The 18,862-nt window shown below is 63.9% G+C and carries 19 protein-coding genes; 14 read left to right on the top strand and 5 right to left on the bottom strand.

Going from position 1 to position 18,862, the window contains the following annotated elements; all coding sequences use genetic code 11:
- Positions 1 to 49: 49 nt before the first annotated feature.
- The 6 genes from ACIOHP_RS06540 to ACIOHP_RS06565 all read left to right on the top strand — a co-directional run bounded on the left by ACIOHP_RS06540 (position 50) and on the right by ACIOHP_RS06565 (position 8,144).
- Positions 50 to 271: a hypothetical protein gene (locus ACIOHP_RS06540; protein WP_401883904.1), complete on the top strand. Its 222-nt coding sequence runs from the start codon at positions 50 to 52 to the stop codon at positions 269 to 271.
- A 695-nt stretch (positions 272 to 966) separates the two neighbouring features.
- The gene (locus ACIOHP_RS06545; RefSeq protein WP_401883905.1) at positions 967 to 2,271 is read left to right on the top strand and encodes a DNA cytosine methyltransferase; all 1,305 of its coding nucleotides are present in this window, start codon (positions 967 to 969) and stop codon (positions 2,269 to 2,271) included.
- A gap of 137 nt (positions 2,272 to 2,408) precedes the next feature.
- On the top strand, positions 2,409 to 3,050 hold the full coding sequence (locus ACIOHP_RS06550) for a very short patch repair endonuclease (RefSeq protein ID WP_401883906.1): 642 nt from the start codon (positions 2,409 to 2,411) through the stop codon (positions 3,048 to 3,050).
- Between the two features lie 426 nt (positions 3,051 to 3,476).
- The gene (locus ACIOHP_RS06555; RefSeq protein WP_401883908.1) at positions 3,477 to 5,813 is read left to right on the top strand and encodes an ATP-binding protein; all 2,337 of its coding nucleotides are present in this window, start codon (positions 3,477 to 3,479) and stop codon (positions 5,811 to 5,813) included.
- 10 nt (positions 5,814 to 5,823) lie between these two features.
- Positions 5,824 to 7,476, top strand: coding sequence for a DEAD/DEAH box helicase (locus ACIOHP_RS06560; RefSeq protein WP_401883910.1), 1,653 nt, complete (start codon positions 5,824 to 5,826; stop codon positions 7,474 to 7,476).
- Between the two features lie 11 nt (positions 7,477 to 7,487).
- Positions 7,488 to 8,144: a hypothetical protein gene (locus tag ACIOHP_RS06565; RefSeq protein ID WP_401883912.1), complete on the top strand. Its 657-nt coding sequence runs from the start codon at positions 7,488 to 7,490 to the stop codon at positions 8,142 to 8,144.
- A 735-nt stretch (positions 8,145 to 8,879) separates the two neighbouring features.
- On the opposite strand, the gene ACIOHP_RS06570 is transcribed toward ACIOHP_RS06565, so the two are convergent.
- Positions 8,880 to 10,532, bottom strand: a complete 1,653-nt coding sequence (locus ACIOHP_RS06570) for an HNH endonuclease family protein (protein ID WP_401883914.1) — start codon at positions 10,530 to 10,532, stop codon at positions 8,880 to 8,882.
- A 674-nt stretch (positions 10,533 to 11,206) separates the two neighbouring features.
- Here ACIOHP_RS06570 and ACIOHP_RS06575 point away from each other — a divergent pair.
- Entirely contained in the window at positions 11,207 to 12,550 is a 1,344-nt protein-coding gene (locus ACIOHP_RS06575; protein WP_401883916.1) for a Fic family protein, read from the top strand.
- A 208-nt stretch (positions 12,551 to 12,758) separates the two neighbouring features.
- Here the strand turns inward: ACIOHP_RS06575 and ACIOHP_RS06580 are convergent, their stop codons facing one another.
- From ACIOHP_RS06580 to ACIOHP_RS06595, 4 genes are all read right to left on the bottom strand, one after another.
- Complete coding sequence (locus tag ACIOHP_RS06580) at positions 12,759 to 13,280, bottom strand: hypothetical protein (protein WP_401883917.1); 522 nt, start codon at positions 13,278 to 13,280, stop codon at positions 12,759 to 12,761.
- Positions 13,281 to 13,344: 64 nt separating this feature from the next.
- Entirely contained in the window at positions 13,345 to 13,725 is a 381-nt protein-coding gene (locus ACIOHP_RS06585; protein WP_401884136.1) for a hypothetical protein, read from the bottom strand.
- Positions 13,725 to 14,153, bottom strand: coding sequence for an ATP-binding protein (locus tag ACIOHP_RS06590; protein WP_046260705.1), 429 nt, complete (start codon positions 14,151 to 14,153; stop codon positions 13,725 to 13,727). Before ACIOHP_RS06590 ends, ACIOHP_RS06585 begins: the two co-directional genes overlap by 1 nt.
- 46 nt (positions 14,154 to 14,199) lie before the next feature.
- A complete protein-coding gene (locus tag ACIOHP_RS06595; RefSeq protein ID WP_361554245.1) occupies positions 14,200 to 14,607 on the bottom strand; it encodes an NUDIX hydrolase in 408 nt (135 codons plus the stop codon).
- A 107-nt stretch (positions 14,608 to 14,714) separates the two neighbouring features.
- Between ACIOHP_RS06595 and ACIOHP_RS06600 the strand changes: the two genes are divergently transcribed.
- The 7 genes from ACIOHP_RS06600 to ACIOHP_RS06630 all read left to right on the top strand — a co-directional run bounded on the left by ACIOHP_RS06600 (position 14,715) and on the right by ACIOHP_RS06630 (position 18,801).
- A complete protein-coding gene (locus tag ACIOHP_RS06600) occupies positions 14,715 to 15,503 on the top strand; it encodes a GntR family transcriptional regulator (RefSeq protein ID WP_401883920.1) in 789 nt (262 codons plus the stop codon).
- A 168-nt stretch (positions 15,504 to 15,671) separates the two neighbouring features.
- Positions 15,672 to 16,031: a hypothetical protein gene (locus tag ACIOHP_RS06605; protein ID WP_046260708.1), complete on the top strand. Its 360-nt coding sequence runs from the start codon at positions 15,672 to 15,674 to the stop codon at positions 16,029 to 16,031.
- Positions 16,031 to 17,407, top strand: a complete 1,377-nt coding sequence (locus tag ACIOHP_RS06610) for an FtsK/SpoIIIE domain-containing protein (protein ID WP_401883922.1) — start codon at positions 16,031 to 16,033, stop codon at positions 17,405 to 17,407. Before ACIOHP_RS06605 ends, ACIOHP_RS06610 begins: the two co-directional genes overlap by 1 nt.
- 85 nt (positions 17,408 to 17,492) lie before the next feature.
- Positions 17,493 to 18,116 (top strand): DUF2637 domain-containing protein, encoded by a 624-nt coding sequence (locus ACIOHP_RS06615; RefSeq protein WP_401883924.1) that lies wholly within the window; start codon positions 17,493 to 17,495, stop codon positions 18,114 to 18,116.
- A gap of 12 nt (positions 18,117 to 18,128) precedes the next feature.
- On the top strand, positions 18,129 to 18,320 hold the full coding sequence (locus ACIOHP_RS06620) for a mobile element transfer protein (protein ID WP_401883926.1): 192 nt from the start codon (positions 18,129 to 18,131) through the stop codon (positions 18,318 to 18,320).
- A gap of 15 nt (positions 18,321 to 18,335) precedes the next feature.
- Positions 18,336 to 18,530 (top strand): hypothetical protein, encoded by a 195-nt coding sequence (locus ACIOHP_RS06625; protein WP_055523542.1) that lies wholly within the window; start codon positions 18,336 to 18,338, stop codon positions 18,528 to 18,530.
- A 25-nt stretch (positions 18,531 to 18,555) separates the two neighbouring features.
- Entirely contained in the window at positions 18,556 to 18,801 is a 246-nt protein-coding gene (locus tag ACIOHP_RS06630) for a SpdD protein (RefSeq protein ID WP_401883928.1), read from the top strand.
- The last annotated feature ends 61 nt before the right edge of the window (positions 18,802 to 18,862 follow it).

Genomic DNA, 18,862 nt, shown 5'->3' on the forward strand with positions numbered 1-18,862 from the left:
CTGTTCGTGCTAGTCGGGGCATAGCGGATGAGGCTGGTGTGCTGGGCGCATGGATGAAATTGAAGAGCCCAGCTCGCCCGCCATTCCCATGTCCGGGTCGGTGCCGGAGGCACCGACCCGTGATCGGCTACTTGACCTGGTCGCGTTGCTGGTCCTGATCACGCTGGTGACGGGCGTCTTCATGCTGGCTGGCCCCGAGGCGTTCACCGCGGTCACCAGCGTCGGGCTGGGCCTCTTCGCTGCCTGGCGTGGCAGGCCGCCGCGCCCGTGAACCGCTCGGTAGGCGGGAGCGGCGGCGAGCTCGGTGGTCACTGCGGGGCCTCGCCGCAGACCCGATTCAGGGCCTTACGCGCGGGCGGCCGCCAGGCCGCGCGCGCGTGATCTGTCGACCAGTGCCGGACGTGTGCTGGAACGGGCCCGTTTGGCGCCGACGCCATTTCCCGACGGTCTGTTCGGCGCTCCGCAGCCTCATCTGGTGGATCGGGCGGCCGGCGGCGTCAGGCTAGGTGTGAGGCGACCTTCACGAACAGCGCCGGTCGGCCCAGCTACGCCGGTCTCCGACGAGCGCGGGACCGCTGGCGGTGGGCTGGGATGACTCACATGACTGAGTCGTCGCCCAACCAGGCCGACCACAGTCGGGGTGCCTGACCTCTCGTGACCTTGGCCATCCGCGATGAAGGTTTGGGGCTGAGGCGCCTACGGATGATCTCGTTGGGCCGCTTGATCGCCGGTCGTGGAAGTACGTGAGTTGGAAGGCCCCGGTCCCCTCGCTGACCTGGTCACGCTCCTTGCGGATCTCGCTCGGTCTCGGATCCCGATAGCCCAACCCCTGGTCTCACTGCTCGACGAGGGACGACGATAACGGCTTGGGATCCAGGACCGGACCATCCTCGGCCTGCCGTGAGAATGGGGTGAACTTTCTCGACGCGGTCACACCAACGACGATTTCCGCGGTATGCTTTCGCAATGTCTGAACTGCAAGAAGAGCCAAAGCGAGATCGCACCGGGGTTGAGCTGTTCGCGGGCGCGGGTGGCCTGGCGATGGCGGTCCATGGGGCGGGCTTCCGGCCATTGCTGTTCAATGAGTTCGCCCCTCGGGCGTGTCAGACCCTGGAAGCGAACGGGGCGAAGCCCCGAGGGGACGAGGAGCGCATCCCTGAGCCCGGGGAGCCGTGGCCGCTGGTGGCGGGGGACGTCCAGGACCTGGATATGAGCTATCTGCTCGGTCGTGTCGACGTGCTCGCCGGCGGCCCCCCGTGCCAGCCGTTCAGCCTGGGTGGGATTGCCAAGGGGGACGAGGACAAGCGCAACATGTTCCCGCAGATGTTCAAGGCGATGCGCCAGATCCGACCTAAGGCCGTCATCTGCGAGAACGTCGTGGGACTGCTCAGGCCATCGTTCAAGCCGTACCTCGACTACATCTTGCGCGAGATGGAGATGCCTTTCGAACTGCGTGATCCGCAGATCCCTTGGCGGAAGCACGATGAGTCGCTCGTTGAGGCCAGGAATAGGGCCGCCAGCGACCCGTCGGAGCGCTACAAGGTGGTGATGACGCGCGTGAACGCCGCCGATTACGGGGTCCCCCAGATCAGGCACCGCATCATCATCGTTGCCTTTCGGGAGGACCTCGGGGTCGACATCGACCAGTTCAGGGAGGACGTGCTTCCCCAATACTCAGAGGAGGCGCTGTTCCGGTCCATGCTCGATGGCTCCTACTGGAAGCGCCACCCCGATGTTCCCGCGCATGTGCGCGCCCGGGCTATGGCCAAGATCCGTACGGACGTTCCCCTTGTCCCGGACGGTTCGAAGCCCTGGCGTACCTTCCGGGACGCTATCGCCGGCGTCGATGAGAACGAGGGTAAGCCCCTGCCTAAGATCCCCTGGAACAGGCTCGACCGCCGTGAGTATCGCGCCGGGGGGTTCACTGACCACATCGGATGGCCCGACGCCCGGATCTACAAGGGTCACACGCCCAATGAACTGGACCGTCCCGCCAAGACAGTGAAGGCCGGCGTGCATGGTGTCCCTGGCGGAGAGTCGGTGATGCTGACCGATGATCTGGAAAGCCCCAGTGGCACTACCTACAGGCACAGGTATATGACCGTGCGTGAGACCGCTCGCGTCATGACCTTCCCTGACGACTGGAAGCTGGAAGGTCCTCGTGGGGAGAAGATGCGGCAACTGGGCAACGCGGTCCCGGTGAAGCTAGGTGCGGTCTTCGCCGATGCGGTAGCCAAGGCCCTCGATAGGACGTCGGGGCCAAGGTCGTGAGCGGTGTGTCGAAACCACCACAAAGCCGTTGGAACGATAAGCTGCCCCCCGACCGCGCCTGGAAGGGGCGTCCGGGGCGGACTCGGAAAGCTCTGTCCGCTGAACAGGACAAAGCGGCGGGCGGCCGCCATCGGCGTGTGGTTGACCTGGGTGACGGCCGCGTGGCTCACGCCTCAGTATCGTTGAGGGTCCTGCCCAAGACGCGGCGCATCCGCGCGTCACTGCGGTGGGGCGACGGAAGGAAGTCCCCTGAGCGCTACCTGGGCGAGGTTGAGCATGAAACCCGTGCGGCCAACCTCGCTGAGGGCTGGCGGCTGGCCTGGGCTAAGGGCCTCTTGAAGGAGGAGACTCTTCCCGAAGACTCGACAGCTTCGACTCCAGCGGTCCGTGCCTCAATGAAAGGCAACCGTGGAAGGGACACGAAGCCTGAGAAAGTCCTCCGGTCGCTTCTCTTCAAGGAAGGACTTCGCTACTTGGTCAACGCACCGCCGATCCAAGGCCTCCGGCGTAGCGCCGACGTGCTGTTCCCGAAGGCGCGAGTCGCCGTCTTCGTCGACGGTTGCTTCTGGCACGTCTGTCCGGAACATCACCGACCAGCGACCAAGAACACGGACTTCTGGACGGAGAAGTTCGCCGACAACCAGCGGCGGGACGCTGAGACCAACCGGATCCTGGAGGAAGCGGGCTGGACGGTCATCAGGGCTTGGGAGCACGAGGCGCCGGAGGACGTGGCGCGGCGGGTCATCTCAGAGGTCCGCGGTGTGACCGGCGAGGCGTAGTTACAGCTCCTCGCCGAGCAGTAGGTCATCGATGGCGTGCGTCAACCTGCGCAGAACGATACGACCATCCTCATCGCTGTACGCGAGGACGGGACTGTCTGTATCGAGACCTGCCTCGGCGAGAATCCCCAAGGGAATCTGCACCCGGCCGCTCACATTGATGGTGACTTGCGCGGGTTACCGGATCATGAGGCGAGTCTCGCACGCGCGTGAAGCTCAGAGGCACGTCTCGTAGCGGGGTACCAGTAGGGGTATCGAGATCTTTGTCCCGCACGTGTGGGTGCCGCCCATTAGGGTTGACGGCATGCTGATGGATGCTCCACGACCGTGCCTGACCGGGGACGACGGTGGGCAGCTTGACACTGGTGGGCGCGCTTTAGGTCCTGCCTGCCAGGCATGTGTTCATGACGAAGAGGGGGGCCGGCTGTGACCGAGAACCAGTACATCAATGTCACCCCACACCCGCGCATCTTGGGTGTGCTCGGCGACATCGAGTTCTCGCACTGGCAGTGCCTGGCCGAGTTGATCGACAACTCCTTCGACGAGTTCCAAGCAGCCGGCGAGACGGTGGACCGGCCCTCGGTCGCGGTCTCGCTGCCTCCGGCGAACTCGAAGCGTGCGACGGCTGAGATCACGGTGCAGGACAATGGCCGGGGCATGAGCCTTGAGGCTGTCACCAACGCCATCAGCGCGGGCTGGACGAGCAATGGTCGACACGGTTCCCTCGGCTTGTTCGGCATGGGCTTCAATATCAGTACAGCCCGACTCGGCCGACGTACCACTGTGCGTACCAGTCGGGCGGGCGACCCGGACTGGATCGAGGTGACCCTGGACCTGGTGCAGATCGCCAACTCATCTAGGTACCAGGCGCCGTACCGCACGGTGCCCAAGACCAATCGTGAAGTGCATGGCACCACGATCACCATCAGCGACCTCAAGCAGGAGCAGTACGCCACGCTCTGTCGCCCGCAGACGCAGAACGTGATCCGGGAGAAGCTCGGAGATGTCTACAGCTACCTGCTGTCGGAGAAGGGCTTCCTGCTCACGCTCAACGGCAAGAAGGTCAGGCCGCGCCTGCCTTGTGTCTGGGACGAGAAGCGGACCGTCACCCGCCAGGGCGTGGAGATCCATACGGTTCAGAAGATCAACCACGTGCTGAGCCCCAAGAACGCCTGCATGGCCTGCGGGTATTGGAGTTCTGCCGATGCCGAGCGATGCGAGGAATGTGGGCAGGACCGCCTGGAACTGAGAGAGCGCAAGATCTGGGGGTGGATCGGGATCCAGCGGTACGTCCACCGCACCGACTACGGCCTGGACTTCCTCCGCAACGGCCGCAAGATTCTTCTCAAGGACAAACGGGTCTTCTACTGGGAAGATGAGGACAGCCTCGCTGAGGCTGAGCTTGAGTACCCCATCGACTCCGGAGCCGTGCAGATGGGCCGGATCGTCGGTGAGATCCACTGCGACCACGTCGCTCCGAACTACCAGAAGACCGCCTTCGAGTTCGAGACAGCCGAATGGCGTCAAGTCCTGCGTGAGGTCCGTGGTAACAGTCCCCTGCGCCCAAAGATCGCGAAGAGCCTTGGGCTGCCGGAGAACCGCAGTCCCCTTGGCCTGCTCTACGCGGGCTTCCGTCGCCAGGACCCGGGGCTCAACTATCTGATCCCGGGCGACGGACGCAACGCTCTCCACGAGACGGCGGCGAAGTGGGCCGGGCTGATGCGGATGGGCGGCTACGAATACCAGACCGACGAGGTGTGGTATCGCGCTGCGTACCAGCACGACAACCCAATAGCCGCGGAAACGCAATTGGGGAATGATGACATCCTCCCCGGGCTCGGGGCAGGTTTCCTCGACCCGGATGACGAGACCGGAGGCGGTTCGGAGTCCGACACGACCACGGCGGGCCAGGAAGCGTCCGAGGACGACGCCGCACCAGTCGAGACGTTGGACCAGCGGCTCCAGCGATACCGAGATCACGCCGACCCCATCGTGGACCTGACGGGCCCGTACTACCTCGAAGACCTGGGCCGCGTGGATCTGACGGCTTGGGCGGTTAGCGGCCAGAATCTGGTCACCAAAGACGGGCAGCCCGCGCCTGTGATCGTCTCGATGGTCCGAGCCCCACACTTGGAGGTATTCGTCGACACTGGCCACTCGCTTTTCCGTGAATACGGGACGGACATGCGCGACTTGGCGCTCGTCGAGGTTGCGGAGTTCATGCGGGTACGGGCGAACAACGTGTCGATGCCCCTGAGTGAGATCGTCGCGCAGCTTAAGACTCACACCTCCAGCCCTAGGCTGACGCCGGCGGCGATGGCGGAGGAATCCGAGCGGCTCCTCGAACAGGTGCGTATGGCCATGGTGGCGCCCGTTGCGGCGAACCCGGCTGTGCACTGGCTGCTGCTCACGAAGGATGAACGAGCGGACGCCGAGCGCCGCTTCGCGGTCGAGGCTGGTGGGGCGTTCCCTTGGAACGACGCGATCTCCAATGGGGAGTTCATCCGCTATGTGCCGGCCAGCGCCGTCATCCGTATCCTTCAGGACTCCCCGGAGACCTTCCTCGATGGTTGTGTCTTCAAGCGCGGGTACATCGCTCTAAGTGATCCTGGGGCGCGAGAGCTCGTCGTGGAGCGACTGGTCAACCCCCTGGGCGACCTCGCGCTGCTGGAACAGCACCGTCCACGCCTCGACGTGGAGGAGTTGGCCCGGATCAGGATCAGCTGCCGTCTCATCGCGCGCGACCTCGCTGACAACACGTAGGGAGAGCGGTATGCGGTTCCTGGACGCAGCCTCCCTGCTGGACTCCGGCCCACTGCAGTTTCCTCGCCGCATCGAACGCCTCCTGTGGCACCTGGGCTTCTCCGATGTGTCGAACATCGACGGTTCCGGTGACGAGGGTGGCGACATTCTCGCATTCCACAAGGGCGAGACTTGGGTGGTCCAGTGCAAGTGGAAGCGACGCGGAGCCGTAGGGGCCGATGCGGTGGATGAGGTCGCTCGCGCTCGGGATCACTACCGAGCCCACAAGGCGATCGTCGTCACCAACACTCGTTTCAGCCCGGACGCCCGGCAGCGTGTGACGACTCTGGGGCGCCTCGGCCCTGAAATCCTCTTGTGGGGCGGAACAGACCTAACAACCAGCTTCGACCGGATACCGCCCCGCTTTGGACGGGTGACGCCTCGGCCGTACCAGGCCGAGGCGTTGCAGGCGCTGACCGCCGATCTCGATGCCTCTGGTCGTGCGCTGCTGGTGCTGGCCACGGGCCTGGGTAAAACGGTCGTTGGAGGCGAAGTGATCGCGGCGCACCTGCGTCGCGCTCCCCAGGACCAGGTTTTGGTCGTCGCTCACGCCAAAGACCTCGTCCAGCAACTAGAGCGGGCGCTCTGGCGGCACCTACCCAAAGACGTTCCAACGCGGCTCCTCACGAGCGACACACGCCCTGATGACCTCTCCGGCCTCACCTGCGCGACGGTCGGCTCGGCGTTGTCCGTCGCACGCTTCGGATACCGCCCAGGACTCGTCATGATTGACGAAGCCCACCACGTGGGCGAAGAAGGCCAGTATGACGATCTGTTGGAACTCCTCAGCTCGGCACGCCATCTGGGCGTCACCGCGACCCCATGGCGCGGTGACAAGCACGACATCACCCATCAGCTCGGCGCTGCCAGCTTCAGCCTAGGTATCGAGGAGGGAATGCGGCGTGGCTACCTCGCTCAGGTCGACTACCGCCTGTTGGTCGACGACATCGACTGGGACGTCGTCCGCGAGGCCAGCGACCACTCATACGGACTGGCCGAACTCAACGCGAAGCTCTTTCTGCCGCAGCGAGACGAAGCCATCCGCGACGAGCTGGCCACCGCATGGGCTGCCACACGCAACCCCCGGGCCATCGTTTTCTGCCGCACTATCGAACACGCTGAGCGGCTCGCTGACATGTTGCGGCGTACCCCCCTTTGGTCAGGTGCCCTCTCCATCCACGCAGGACTCGCCAAGAGGGAACGGCAGAACCGCCTGCTCGCTTTTCGTGCTGGCGACGTGCCCATCCTGACAGCGGTCGACATCCTCAACGAGGGCGTCGATGTGCCGGACGTCAATATCCTCTGCTTCGCACGAGTCACGCACTCCCGTCGAATCTTCGTTCAGCAGCTTGGGCGTGGGCTCCGCCTGCGCGAGGGAAAGGAGCGAGTCACGGTGTTGGACTTCGTCAGTGACCTCCGCCGCATCGCTGCCGCACTCAAGCTGAAGAGGGCGCTTGACGGTGATGGTGACATCGAGACTCTAGCGAAGATCGCCCCGTCGAATATCGACTTCAGCGACCAGAAGGTGGCCACGCTCATGGACGAGTGGATCAAGGACGCGGCCAGTCTTGAGACCGCGTACGACGAGCACCGACTCCAGTTTCCCGCCACCCGTGCCCCCTAGGAGTAATCACCGTGGCCTTGCAGCACTTGCCTGCACCCATTCGCGAACGCCTCCTTATTGAGATCTACCAACAGGCCAATGACCTGGACTGGGAGTTCTTGAGCAACACCGAGAAGACGAACCAGTACCGGAGATGGATCGAGGATCCAAAGGTCGGTGGAATCCTGCTCTCCTACGGGCCGGAGAAGGATGCCAGGGTCTGGATCAAAGACGTCCCCATGAAGGAGTACGCCCGAGCACAGGAGGGGATCGGAAACTATGTTCGCTATGCAGTAAATCGGTTCCAGGGGCCGGAGGAAGTCGTTCGCGCGGCATGTGGCAGCGGCTGGGTGATGAAGCACAACTCGGTTGGAGAGAAGCCGAATCACTGCTACGCCATCGCTGGAGACGCCACTCGGTACATTTGCTGGGGCCGCACCGGAACCTTTCGTGACCTTGTCTGGGCCGCGCTGAACGAAGCCATCGAGTCGGCTGAGCGGCCCGCGATCGTCATCACTACCCGCAACGGTGAGACCATTTCTACGGCCGAGCGCACGCGCCAGGAACGGCTCGCTCTGCGTTGTGGCGCGGACCTTCGGTACCTCCACCGCGAGATGATCCCGAACCCTGACTACCTTGGAGCGGTGGGCGGTGGCCATGGTCAATCGCAACCCACCCTCGTCGACTAGCCTTCAGGCGGCTCTCCGCTAAGGGGCGCCGATGAGCTGGACGAGGTCATCGGCCTGTTCGACCCGGCCGTGTCCGTTCACAACAGCCAGTGGACGAAAATGCGCGACGAACTGGCGGCGCCGGGATCGGCCGGGGAGGGACGGCAGCTAGTGGTGAGCGGGATTTGGATGTAGGCCCCCAACAGCCGCCCTTCACGGAAGGGGGAGCGTGGTGACGACGGACTAGAGAGGCAACAAAGCCCAAAGTACTGGCCTTCTTGGTGAAGCTATGGTTGACCGTGGGGTCGCTGCGTGCCATTGCGCCACCAGGGCAGGCGGGGCCGGTTCGGGCGCTGACCTGGCTAAACGGCAGACGTGGGGTCCCGCTGGGCTCTGTTGCTTTCACTGCGGTTCCCCGGTGTTCCCCGCTCCATCTGGTGCGCTTGTGGTGCGGTCCTGGAGGATCGACCTGTGCCTTCTCTCGGTATGCCCAGCCGGCACTTGAACGTTGCTCCGCAACGCCTGGCGGCCCCGCAGTGGCAGGTTCCCCGCAATCCTCAGAGGTCGGCAACTGATAGTTGCCGACCACGCCCGGTGCCGCTCGGGTGGCCGACCGCCTATGAACCGGTACCTGCGGAGCGTCGAAGGGCCAGTCCATAAAGAAAGTCTTCTGGACTGGCCCTTCGACTGCGTTCGGGCTAAATCTGATCTACTTACATTCTCTTTACGGACCCGATGCCGCAGAGGGAGTGTTGATCATTTTGACGGATACTGCGAAGCCTGACGGCTCTCTTTGTAGCCAGAGTTGCAGTAGGGGTGAGTGAGTTGACCATTGCTTGGTGCTCCCGTCCCTCCGTCTTCCTTTCTGATTTTGTGATCGATTGTTGCAGACCTGAAATGCAAGCGCGAGTGGCAGATTTCACATTTCGGAGAATTTTCGAGTGCGGATTTTAGAATGATCGAATTTTTTGTTTCGGCCGAAAAATTGCGTCCGTGCGTTCGGTCTTCTTCCGTGACGATCTTCACATGAGATCGCAACAGCGGATGATCTTGCAGTTTGAGGACGGCTTGCTCCTCTGTGCCGCCACTGCTGAGCACATCGAAAAGAGTGCGATACATTTCGAGGATCGGTGTAACTGACCGCTGCATACTGCCATAATGTCGCACGATCTGGTTCAAGAAATATTTGTATTTAACCAAGAATTCTTCAAACTCGGCCCGTTTTTCGGTGAACCTCATCAGGCGGCGCTTTTCGACTAGTTCTTGAACGAATGATACGGCAGCCAAGAAGGCGGCTGGCTGGAACCGCCCGGTAGCGCTGTAGAAGTAAACCGCAGGGTGGAGGCCCAAAGACGCAGGCTCGTTCCCGGCGATTTTTCCTGCAGCTTTCCTTACCGCCCGCATGAATTCTAGGGTTTTAGCCCCGTCCTCATCGTCAGCCAGCCGCCGTACCTCTCCTTGGGTAGTACTCTTCCGGCGTCGCTTTTGATTTTCGTCGCGCCACATGTCGGGCTGCAGATCATTCACAAAGTTAACGAGCTCGAACACCATCTTCACGCTATCGGCCGAGTAGCCCCTCCCGGCAATAGGGAGATCGGAAGAGCGAATGGAGAGCTCCAGGTTAGGCTTAAAGATCAGGTCGTATACGCTCTTGGCGATCGACTGGATTTCGGACCTAACGCTCTCATCAAACGACGACCAGTATTTATGTCCCGTCCCGGCGCGAATGAAGGCGCGCGCGGCGAGAGCATTCGGCTTGTGGCGCGCCTTAATCATGTCCAATTCTGTACTGTCGATTGGAGTTGCCTGCTGGTTGATGCGGAAGAATGAACTTTCGGCCTTTTCTGCCTCACCATTGACCCACTGTAGGTGGATCGCGGTAGCGCTGAGGTTCCTTGCGATCTGTAGCCGTTCTTTAGAGGTTGTGTCAGGGTTCATGAGCGCAAGTTTCAAATCGGTGTACGATCCGACGCTTCCTTGAATCAGCTTGCGGGTTGCTTCAGCGGCTTTCCGTTGTTCAGAAGGGATGACGCTGTCGAAAAAGCGCATAGAGGTATGACTATCACCGTAGTCGTCCTGTACCCACGCAATGAGAGCGCTTAGCCGGTGGGCTCCATCAATCACAAAGATGTCTCCGCTGATGTTCGAGCGCCACAGGATGATGGAGGGGATGAGATCGCCCTCCAAAAAACTGCTTACTAGGGCAGAGATCTTTTCTGGATTCCAATTTGCGGTTTCTCGCTGAAAATCGGGCTTGCGGAGTACATTGTAAATGAAGCTTTCCTTCTCCAGGTCCGTGATTTTCAGCGTGGCGCTAAGAATTGATGGCTGAGTCGATGGCTCTGAGGTTACTGTCTCGAAGTCTTCCCGGGGGATGAGGGCGTCAAGGTTGACCATGTGAGTTGCCATGTCCCGCTCCTGGATTTCTTCTATGGCTGTGGAGAGACAAGCCTAATTTTGCTGACGGTGTGTAAGCGTAGCGGGGCAACGAGGTGCGTGGTCACGGATTGATGGAAGCGTGGCGTTCGCGCATTGGGGGCACGGGTGATCTACTCAATTAGTGAGAAAATGCCTATTCCGGAATAAGGGGGGTAAGTGGCCCTCGGCCGCTGTAAGTGACGAGTAAATCGTTCGTGGATGAGGTGCGGCTCGAGGGCAGTCGAGACCGGTGGAGTCTCGATGTGTGAGCCAACCCCATAAGCGATCTTGAAAACCGTCGCGACTGTACTCACGTGCGCCGCCCGGCAATCACCGTGTGGGTCCCCGCAAGTTCTAGGTCGACAGGGCATGGAGGGGCGCGGACGGTCCTATGGCGGTCGGGGGTCTGCACTTGCTCGATCCTCAGCCGACGACAGCCCGCCACGACGGTGGTGCGGCGAAAGATTAGGCGCGCGTATGCCTCGCGGTGCCCACCACGAGCCTCAGCCATGGTGTCGTGCTTGTGTTGTCGCCTCCAGCCGGCCGCTCTAGCCGCTGGGGGGAGGAGAGGTTCGGGCAGGTGGACTGAGACGCCGTCACGCGGCAGGAGCCATTACTCCTGATCTGCTGGCGCCACGCGGCGTCAAGGCTCTATTGTCTAAGTTATGGACCGTATTGAGGCGATGTTCTCAGGGACTCCCTATTTGGTTGCGGAAGACGACGTTTCGGTTGCGCGCTTCACCGTGGTTCAAGAGAGATCTGAACGGTCACGGGAAAAGTCCATTTCAGTGCAGGAGCGCATTGCAGCCGAAGGGCAGGAACTCTTTGAGCCGTATGTGCGTGCGATTAGGTCACGCCTGGTGGCAGAAAGCAATAAAATCGAGGGTTATGACTGGACGCATGCACAAGTGAATGAAGTGGCTCTTACTTATAAGGAGCTGCTAGAGGCGCCTGTTGGATCACTCATGCAAGCAGTAAGACAAGACTCTCGGGTTTACGAAGCTCTCGGTCTCTACAAAGCGCATGAAATTGCCGACGAGTGGGCGCGTGCGTCAGAGCGCCCCTACGAGTACGAAATTAGATCGCTGCACGAACTGATCACCTTCGGAGAGGCGTACGCAGGACGCTACAAGCAGGTAGAGAACAAAATTGGTGGCACCAGCCTGCGAACAGCTGCCCCATGGGACGTGGGTCTGCATATGCGTGAGCTATGTGACTGGTGGCAGGGGTGTGATGTGAATCCTGCCCTGGAAGCGACCATTCTTCACGCGTGGCTTACTCATATTCACCCCTTCGAGGATGGCAACGGAAGAATGGCGCGTCTTCTTGCGAATATGTCGCTGGCGAGAAATGGATTCCCGCCGCTTCTTGTCAGATCGCAGGTCGATCGCGGGCAGTACTATGACGCTCTGGCCCGCAGTGACGACGGCGACATTCTCCCACTGTATGATCTATTCGTCAAAATCCTAAACCGTACAGTCCGGCTCATGTCGAGGCCGGATTATGTTAAGGAGATCATCAAGGATCGACTCCTCTCCACCGTCAGGGATCGGTATGCCCTATGGAAACCTTTGCCGGATCAGTTCTTTAGAGCGCTCTCTCTGGAGCTAAAGTCTCGTGGATGGTCAGTCTTGCTTCAGGGAAATCCAGACCTTGGGTCTTTCGCGCTCCTGGCCGAATGCGATCCTGAGGGAAATTCCTGGTTCGGCAAGGTTGTTGATGGAGAGAGGGTGCCGAAATGGCTTCTTTGGTACGGCTTCAATAGTGAGGCATTGAGCGACTTGGCCGGTGCTGTCACCTCGTATCCGTCTATTTTCGTCTCTGTTCGAGATCGTGATCCTCAAGCGCTCCATCCGTACCGCCCGTTGCAGGTCGGTGAAGGGGGGATCGAGGAGATCGTTCTCCGGCCGTTGGAGGGCAAGACTGCCCTCATCAGATCCGGATACGATCTACGGGAAGTGGATATTGCAACGGCTGCGTCACTTGTTGCGGATGACTTGATTACGTAGGTCGGTGGGAATCGTGGTGCTAGCCGCCTGACTCGCGACGTGACCCTTCTGTGCGACTGCCAGCTGATGCTGTGCGTGGCGCGGTTGCCGGCCGGGCTGGAGCGGGACGGAGGCAGGAGCGCAGGCCCGGCCGGGGGCCGCGCCACGCGCGGGGAGCGGAGCGAGCCGCCTTGAACCAGTAGAGAAAGTTGTAACTCAGTCAGGCGCTCTACGGCTCGTGCTCGGCTTGCCGTGCTGCTTCGATGAACGACTCGACCGAAGCCAAGTAGGCAGTGACGGCCTCACGGAAGGCGTCGGCCTCGCGGATGTCCTCCTCGACGGCGATGAGTCGCGTGTATGCCACGGTGGAGGCCACGTGGACTGCTCTTGACGCCTCTATTGGCCTCTGGCGGCATTCCAACGAGACGATGGCCAGGGAACGCATGAAGGGTTCGTAGGAGTCACGTAGTTGATCCCGGAGGCCCGTGAGGGATGCCTGGCGTGCTTCCTGGTTCTCTACCTTCAGGTACTTGGGGATCCTGAGGTACAAGATCCCCATCACATTGGCCTGTTGGATGAACCCGAGATGTGTGGCTCTGCGTGCCTCTTGCTTGTGGGCGACGCGCGCGGCTTCGGCAGCTGCCTCGGCCTGGACTCTAGCGGCTTGCGAGTTACCCCTACTGGTGACCCAGCTGGCGACTACCGCTGTAGCAGCGGTCAGCAGGGCTACCCACAGAGCGCTGTTGTCCATGAAGGAAGTGTGCGGGGCGCTGGGCAACTTGCACAGAGCGTCTCGGAAGGCATGCCGAGTGCGCTTAGCTACTGGCCTTCCAGGGCTTGAAGTCGTTTGTGCAGGCTGGGAGTTCGACGCCTTGGCGGTGGGCGAGCGGTAGGAAGAGCACCGGTCGGATCGTCCATGTGATGCGGGTCTGGGCATGGGTGATCGTGACTGCGCAGGGCTCGGAACGTAAGAGGGCTTGCCGGGTTGCGATGCGCCCCTGAGAGAGCCAGGCCCACGCCGTGTCGGAAGCGTCGGAGTCCAGAGCCGGGGAGATGGTGCGGAGCGTCACCGCAACCCATCTGTCTGCCTGGGAAGCCGAGTAAGCATCCAGGGATGCTCGGAGCGTCGGCCGTTCCTCCTCGGTGAGGTCCTGGGTCCAGCACTCGCACCAGTAACCGTGGCGGGGTCCGTTCATCAGCACGGGTGGCCTCCCGTACGTACGTCGGTGAAGAGCTCCGCGGTGACCGTGTGGCCGCCGTCGCTGTCGTGGACCACAACCCGGTGGGCGATCGCGGTGACCATGCCGAGGCCCCGGCCGTGCTCGGCCTCCTGGTCCTGGTGCTCGACCTTCGGGACCGCGCCGGCCCCTCCGCCATCCGTGACCGACAGGGCGATCACCTGAGCCGACACCGCCAGAGCCAGATGGAAGCTGCCGGAGTCCCGGCCGCTGGCCGTGTGCAGGATCGCGTTCGCGCTCAGCTCGCTCACGATCAGCTCGGCGTCCTCCGCCAACGGCGATCCGCGCAGGATGTCGCGGGTCCAGCGGCGGGCCCGGCTCACCTCTTCTGGGAAACCTGGGCAAGTGAGCCCCCAGACCCGGGCTGCACTCGTATACTCGTGCATACAAGTTCCTTCGTGCTGGTAGGCCGCCATGTGCAGCGGGTTCGGGCTAGACGAGCTTCACGCCGTCGTGGGCGCGGATGGCCGGCGGGGACGTCGCGTCGAGTGCGTCCAGGACGCGGATGGCGTACGCCTCGTCGGAGAGTTCGGAGACTTCTTCGCGGGTGGCCCAGCGCAGGGCGCGGGTTTCGTCGCCGGTGGTGGGCGTGCCGTCGGCGGCTTCGCAGCGGAAGACCAGCGAGACGATCAGGCCCGTCATGTTCTTGTAGACGCCGGTCAGGGTCGCGGGAAGTGCGATCTTGATGCCGGTTTCTTCGAGGACTTCGCGTTGGAGGGCCTCGGGGATGGTCTCCTCGCGTTCGAGGACGCCGCCCGGCGGTTCCCACTTGCCGTTGTCGCGGCGCTGGATCAGGAGGGCCCGGCCCTGGGCGTCGACGACCACTCCGGCGACGCTCACGGAGTGCGGTCGGTCAGTGCTCACGTTCCTCGGCCCTCTCGGCTGGCTAGGCTCTCCACCGTAGCAACAAGACTCGCCCACTCGTCTAGATACCTAAAGGAGTACGCGTGAGCCCTCTTTCTTCCGGCCTTCTCGGCGATCTCGACCCCACGAGCGATCGTGCGGTCTTCCGGCAGATCGCCGACCAACTGCGTGAGGCCATCGACCGTGGGCGATTCCGCGAGGGCGACAAGCTGCCCTCGGAGGCCGAACTCGTCGATCATTACGGGGTATCCCGTATGACCGTCCGAAACTCCTTCTCCATCCTCCAGGGGGAAGGGCTCGTGCACGCCGAGCACGGCAAGGGCGTCTTCGTCCGGCCCCGGCCGCCCGTGCGCCGTCTCGCCTCCGACCGGTTCGCACGGCGGCACCGCGAGCAGGGCAAGTCGGCCTTCATCGTGGAAGCCGACGCGGCCGGCAGTCACCCCCAGGTCGACAGCCTTGAGGTGAAGGAAGAGAAGGCCGGTCAGGACATTTCCACGCGGCTCGGCTCCGTACGGCGGGTGCTGGCCCGGCGGCGTCGGTATCTACTCGACGGGCGGCCGGTTGAGTTCGCCACCTCCTACCTGCCCCTCGACATCGCCCGCGGCACTCAGATCGCCGAACCCAATCCCGGGCCCGGCGGCATCTACGCCCGCCTCGAAGAGCTCGGCCACCGCCTCGACCACTTCGAGGAGGAGATCCGTGCCCGGATGCCCTCGCCGGCGGAAGTGAAGACGCTCCGCCTGGCCTCCGGCGTACCCGTGATCCACCTCGTCCGGACCGCCTTCGACACTGAGGGGCGGGCCGTCGAGGTCTGCGACACCGTCATGGCTGCTGACGCATACGTGCTGTCGTACCAGCTTCCCGCGACCTGATCGTCATGGTTTGGGGTGGTGCGCGGGGGCGGTTCTCGGACTCGTACACCTCAACAGGCATACTCGTATAGACGAGTGGGCAAGTTGAGTGGCAGAGTGGTCCGCGTGATCCCGAAGATCGGGTTCGCAGGACGCATCATGTATAGACGAGTAGATAGGGGAACTCCCTTGCGCACCATCCGTGTTGAGGCCTCCGCCGCGACGATCCTGCTGACCGAGGCTCCGGAGCCGAAGGTTCGCGACCGTCAGACCGGCGAGCGGGCCATGGACACCGTCAGCGGTGAGCCGCTGATGACGATCGGCGTCGTCTACATCGAGGAGGGGGAGTCGTCGCTGATCAAGGTCACCGTTCCTGAGGGCGGTATCTCGGAGGGGCTGGCGCTCGGTGCGCCGGTCTCGCTGCCGGGGCTGATCGCCCGGCCGTGGGAGAGCGTGTTCAACGGGCAGCAGCGCCACGGGATCGCCTTCCGTGCCGCCGCTGTCACCCCGGCCGCATTCCCCGCTGCTGCTACCGGGGCCGCAGCCTGATGTCCGACCTGACGACGCTCCTGGAGGTGGGTGGTCCTGTCGCCGCACTCGGCGGTGGGGCCGCCTACGCCCGGGCCAAGCACCCCGGGGTCTATTGGTCGACCGTCGGCCTGCCGATATCCACGGCCCGGCTGCTCAGCTCGTACAGCTCAGTCATGGAAGCGTGCGGCCTGACCGTCGCGCCGTCCCGACTGCGCATGCTGGCAGTCAAGGCCACCACCCGACGCGAGATACGGCCCGTACCGCCGCGTCGAGGCATCATCCGTCCTACGTCGACCGGGCTCCGGTTGCGGCTCCGGCTCGCCCCGGGGCAGGAACCCGCCGACGTCGCCGCCTCCGCCGAACGGCTGCGGCACGCCTGGGGCGTTCACGCCGTGTACGTCACCACCGTCAAGCCCGGTGTCGTCGAACTGCGGCTCGTCGGCTTCGACGTCCTGCGGCAAGTCCGGATGCCGCGCAAGGTCGACTCCGGGTACCTGCGCATCCCGGTCGCCCTCCGTGAGGACGCCACCGCCTTCGTACGCGACTACCGCACCATGCCGCACCAACTCACCCTCGGCGCCACTCTGTCCGGCAAGTCCATGTACCTGCGCCACCTCATCACCGGACTCGCCCCGCAGTCGGTCGCCCTGGTCGGCATCGACTGCAAGCGGGGCGTCGAGCTGGCGCCGTTCGCGTCCCGGCTCTCGGCCCTCGCCACCGATCCGGAGCAGGCTGCCGAGCTGTTGCCCGTGCTCGTCAAGGAAATGGAGGGCCGCTACGACCTGATCAAGGCCCGGCAGGGCATCGCCCCCGGCATCCCCGACGAGGAGATCACCTCCGACATCTGGGGCCTGCCCGAGCACGAACGCCCCACCCCCATCGTGCTGTTCGTCGACGAGGTCGCCGAACTCTTCCTCGTCGCCACCCGCAAGGACGAGGAACGGCGCGACGAGATGGTCACCCAACTCATCCGCCTCGCCCAGCTCGGCCGCGCCGCCGGCATCTACCTGGAAGTCTGCGGACAGCGCTTCGGCGCCGAACTTGGCAAGGGCGCGACCATGCTGCGCGCGCAGCTGACCGGCCGGGTCTGCCACCGCGTCAACGACGAGGCCTCCGCCAAGATGGCCCTCGGCGACATCGCCCCCGAGGCGGTCATGGCCGCCTGCGCCATCGCCCCCGAACGCCCCGGCCTGGCAGTCGCCGGTGACACCTCCGGCGGCTGGTCCCGCATCCGCACGCCGTACCTCTCCCTCGGCGACGCCGCCGAGACCTGCCGCGACTCCGCGCACCTGGTCCCCGACCTGCCCGCACTCAAGCCCTTCCGGCCCCACGTGCCCGTGCGACCGGTCGAAGCGTCGGTACCGCAGGTCCACCCGCGCCCGGTCACCGACTGACCTTCTCCCCTCCCCAACCGGTCGGCGTGACCGCCTCACGCCAAGCCCCTACCCCTCCCATGCCTGAACCCGGAAGGAGCCGCTCATGCGCGCCCAACTGGCCCGCGTCGACGCGGTGCTCGTCCAGGCGCTGATCGCCGCCGCGCTGTCCTTCGCCCACATCCACGACATCGCCTCGGCGGCCGGACAAGACGGATGGAAAGCGTGGGCCTACCCCGTCTCCGTCGACCTGCTGCTCGTCGCCGCATGGCGTCGACTCCGGTCCGGTGAAGCGAAAGCGTCCGGGTGGTGCTGGTTCGTCATCGCACTCGCCGCCTCCCTCGGCGCGAACGTCGCCACCGCCGGACTCCTCGACCTGGACCAGGTGCCGGCCTGGCTGCGCATCCTCGTCGCAGGCTGGCCCGCGGTCGCCTTCCTCGGCGGAACGCTCCTCGCCCACTCCACCCCGACGACACCGGCCAACGACACCGGGCTCATCGAGGACCAGGAGGACGCGCCCGAACCCACCCCCGAGCCACCCGCCCAACCAGCCATCGAAGCCCCGCCCGAGCGCCCCGCCGTACCCGTCCCGACCGCCCTGGTCGACCACGCCCGCAAAGTCGCCGCCGAACACCACACCCGCACCGGCTCCCCGATCGACACCCCAACCCTCCGCGTCCGCCTCGGCGTTCCCGCACCCATGGCCGAAGCCATCGCCGCACAGCTCTGAGAGGAGACCCGTATGCCCGCCAACCGCCGCTTCCGCAACGTCACCCGCATCGGCCCCGTCCAGGTCGCCACCTCGTACGACCAACGCGGCCGCGAGAAGCACACCGCCGCCTGCACCGCCCCGCGCTGCGGCTTCTCCACCGACTACGACAGCCGCGCCGCCGCCGAGCTGGCCGCCCGCACCCACCGCTGCCCCGTCCGCTGAAAGGACCTGCACACCGTGACCGTCAGCCTGCCGCTTGTCGTCGTCCTCGGCTTCTTCGCCTGGGGAGCGGTCAAGTTCCTCGGCGTCCGCACCTGGGTCGTCGTACTGATCGCCCTCTTCGGCTTCTGGCTCTCGCAGACCTTCTTCGCCCCCGCCATCGAGTCCGGCACGCGCACCGGCGTGGACGTCATAAACGGCTCACATGCCTAGACGAGTAGATGAGGAGAGTTCCGCCGTGTTCCTGCCCAAGTACCCCGACAACCCGACCCCGCCGCCCGCGCACACCCACGTCCCGGCCGACCCGATGCCCGTACGGCGCTCGCTCCCGTCGGTCTCCATTGATCAGAAGACCGTCGTCGCCCTGGTCGTCGGCGGAGTCGTCCTCACCGCGCTCCTGGCCGCTGTCGCCATTACGGCCATCTCCGTTGCCGTGGCCGCCGTGGTCCTGCGCTCCCTGCTCCGCGAGCAGCACCGGCGCTGAGCACTCACCTGACCTCCGGGGCGGCGTCGCTCGACAAAGCATCACGCCGCCCCGGGGCCTG

Origin of the sequence: Streptomyces sp. NPDC087859 (assembly GCF_044742595.1) — a bacterium.
GTDB classification, from domain to species: Bacteria; Actinomycetota; Actinomycetes; order Streptomycetales; family Streptomycetaceae; genus Streptomyces; species Streptomyces canus_F.

Bases quoted from the DNA above. Each gene is read 5' to 3' on its own strand.
- ACIOHP_RS06540 (WP_401883904.1), top strand. From the start codon at position 50: ATGGATGAAATTGAAGAGCCCAGCTCGCCCGCCATTCCCATGTCCGGG.
- ACIOHP_RS06545 (WP_401883905.1), top strand. From the start codon at position 967: ATGTCTGAACTGCAAGAAGAGCCAAAGCGAGATCGCACCGGGGTTGAG.
- ACIOHP_RS06560 (WP_401883910.1), top strand. From the start codon at position 5,824: ATGCGGTTCCTGGACGCAGCCTCCCTGCTGGACTCCGGCCCACTGCAG.
- ACIOHP_RS06570 (WP_401883914.1), bottom strand. From the start codon at position 10,532: ATGGCAACTCACATGGTCAACCTTGACGCCCTCATCCCCCGGGAAGAC.
- ACIOHP_RS06575 (WP_401883916.1), top strand. From the start codon at position 11,207: ATGGACCGTATTGAGGCGATGTTCTCAGGGACTCCCTATTTGGTTGCG.
- ACIOHP_RS06580 (WP_401883917.1), bottom strand. From the start codon at position 13,280: ATGGACAACAGCGCTCTGTGGGTAGCCCTGCTGACCGCTGCTACAGCG.
- ACIOHP_RS06585 (WP_401884136.1), bottom strand. From the start codon at position 13,725: ATGAACGGACCCCGCCACGGTTACTGGTGCGAGTGCTGGACCCAGGAC.
- ACIOHP_RS06590 (WP_046260705.1), bottom strand. From the start codon at position 14,153: ATGCACGAGTATACGAGTGCAGCCCGGGTCTGGGGGCTCACTTGCCCA.
- ACIOHP_RS06610 (WP_401883922.1), top strand. From the start codon at position 16,031: ATGTCCGACCTGACGACGCTCCTGGAGGTGGGTGGTCCTGTCGCCGCA.
- ACIOHP_RS06615 (WP_401883924.1), top strand. From the start codon at position 17,493: ATGCGCGCCCAACTGGCCCGCGTCGACGCGGTGCTCGTCCAGGCGCTG.
- ACIOHP_RS06620 (WP_401883926.1), top strand. From the start codon at position 18,129: ATGCCCGCCAACCGCCGCTTCCGCAACGTCACCCGCATCGGCCCCGTC.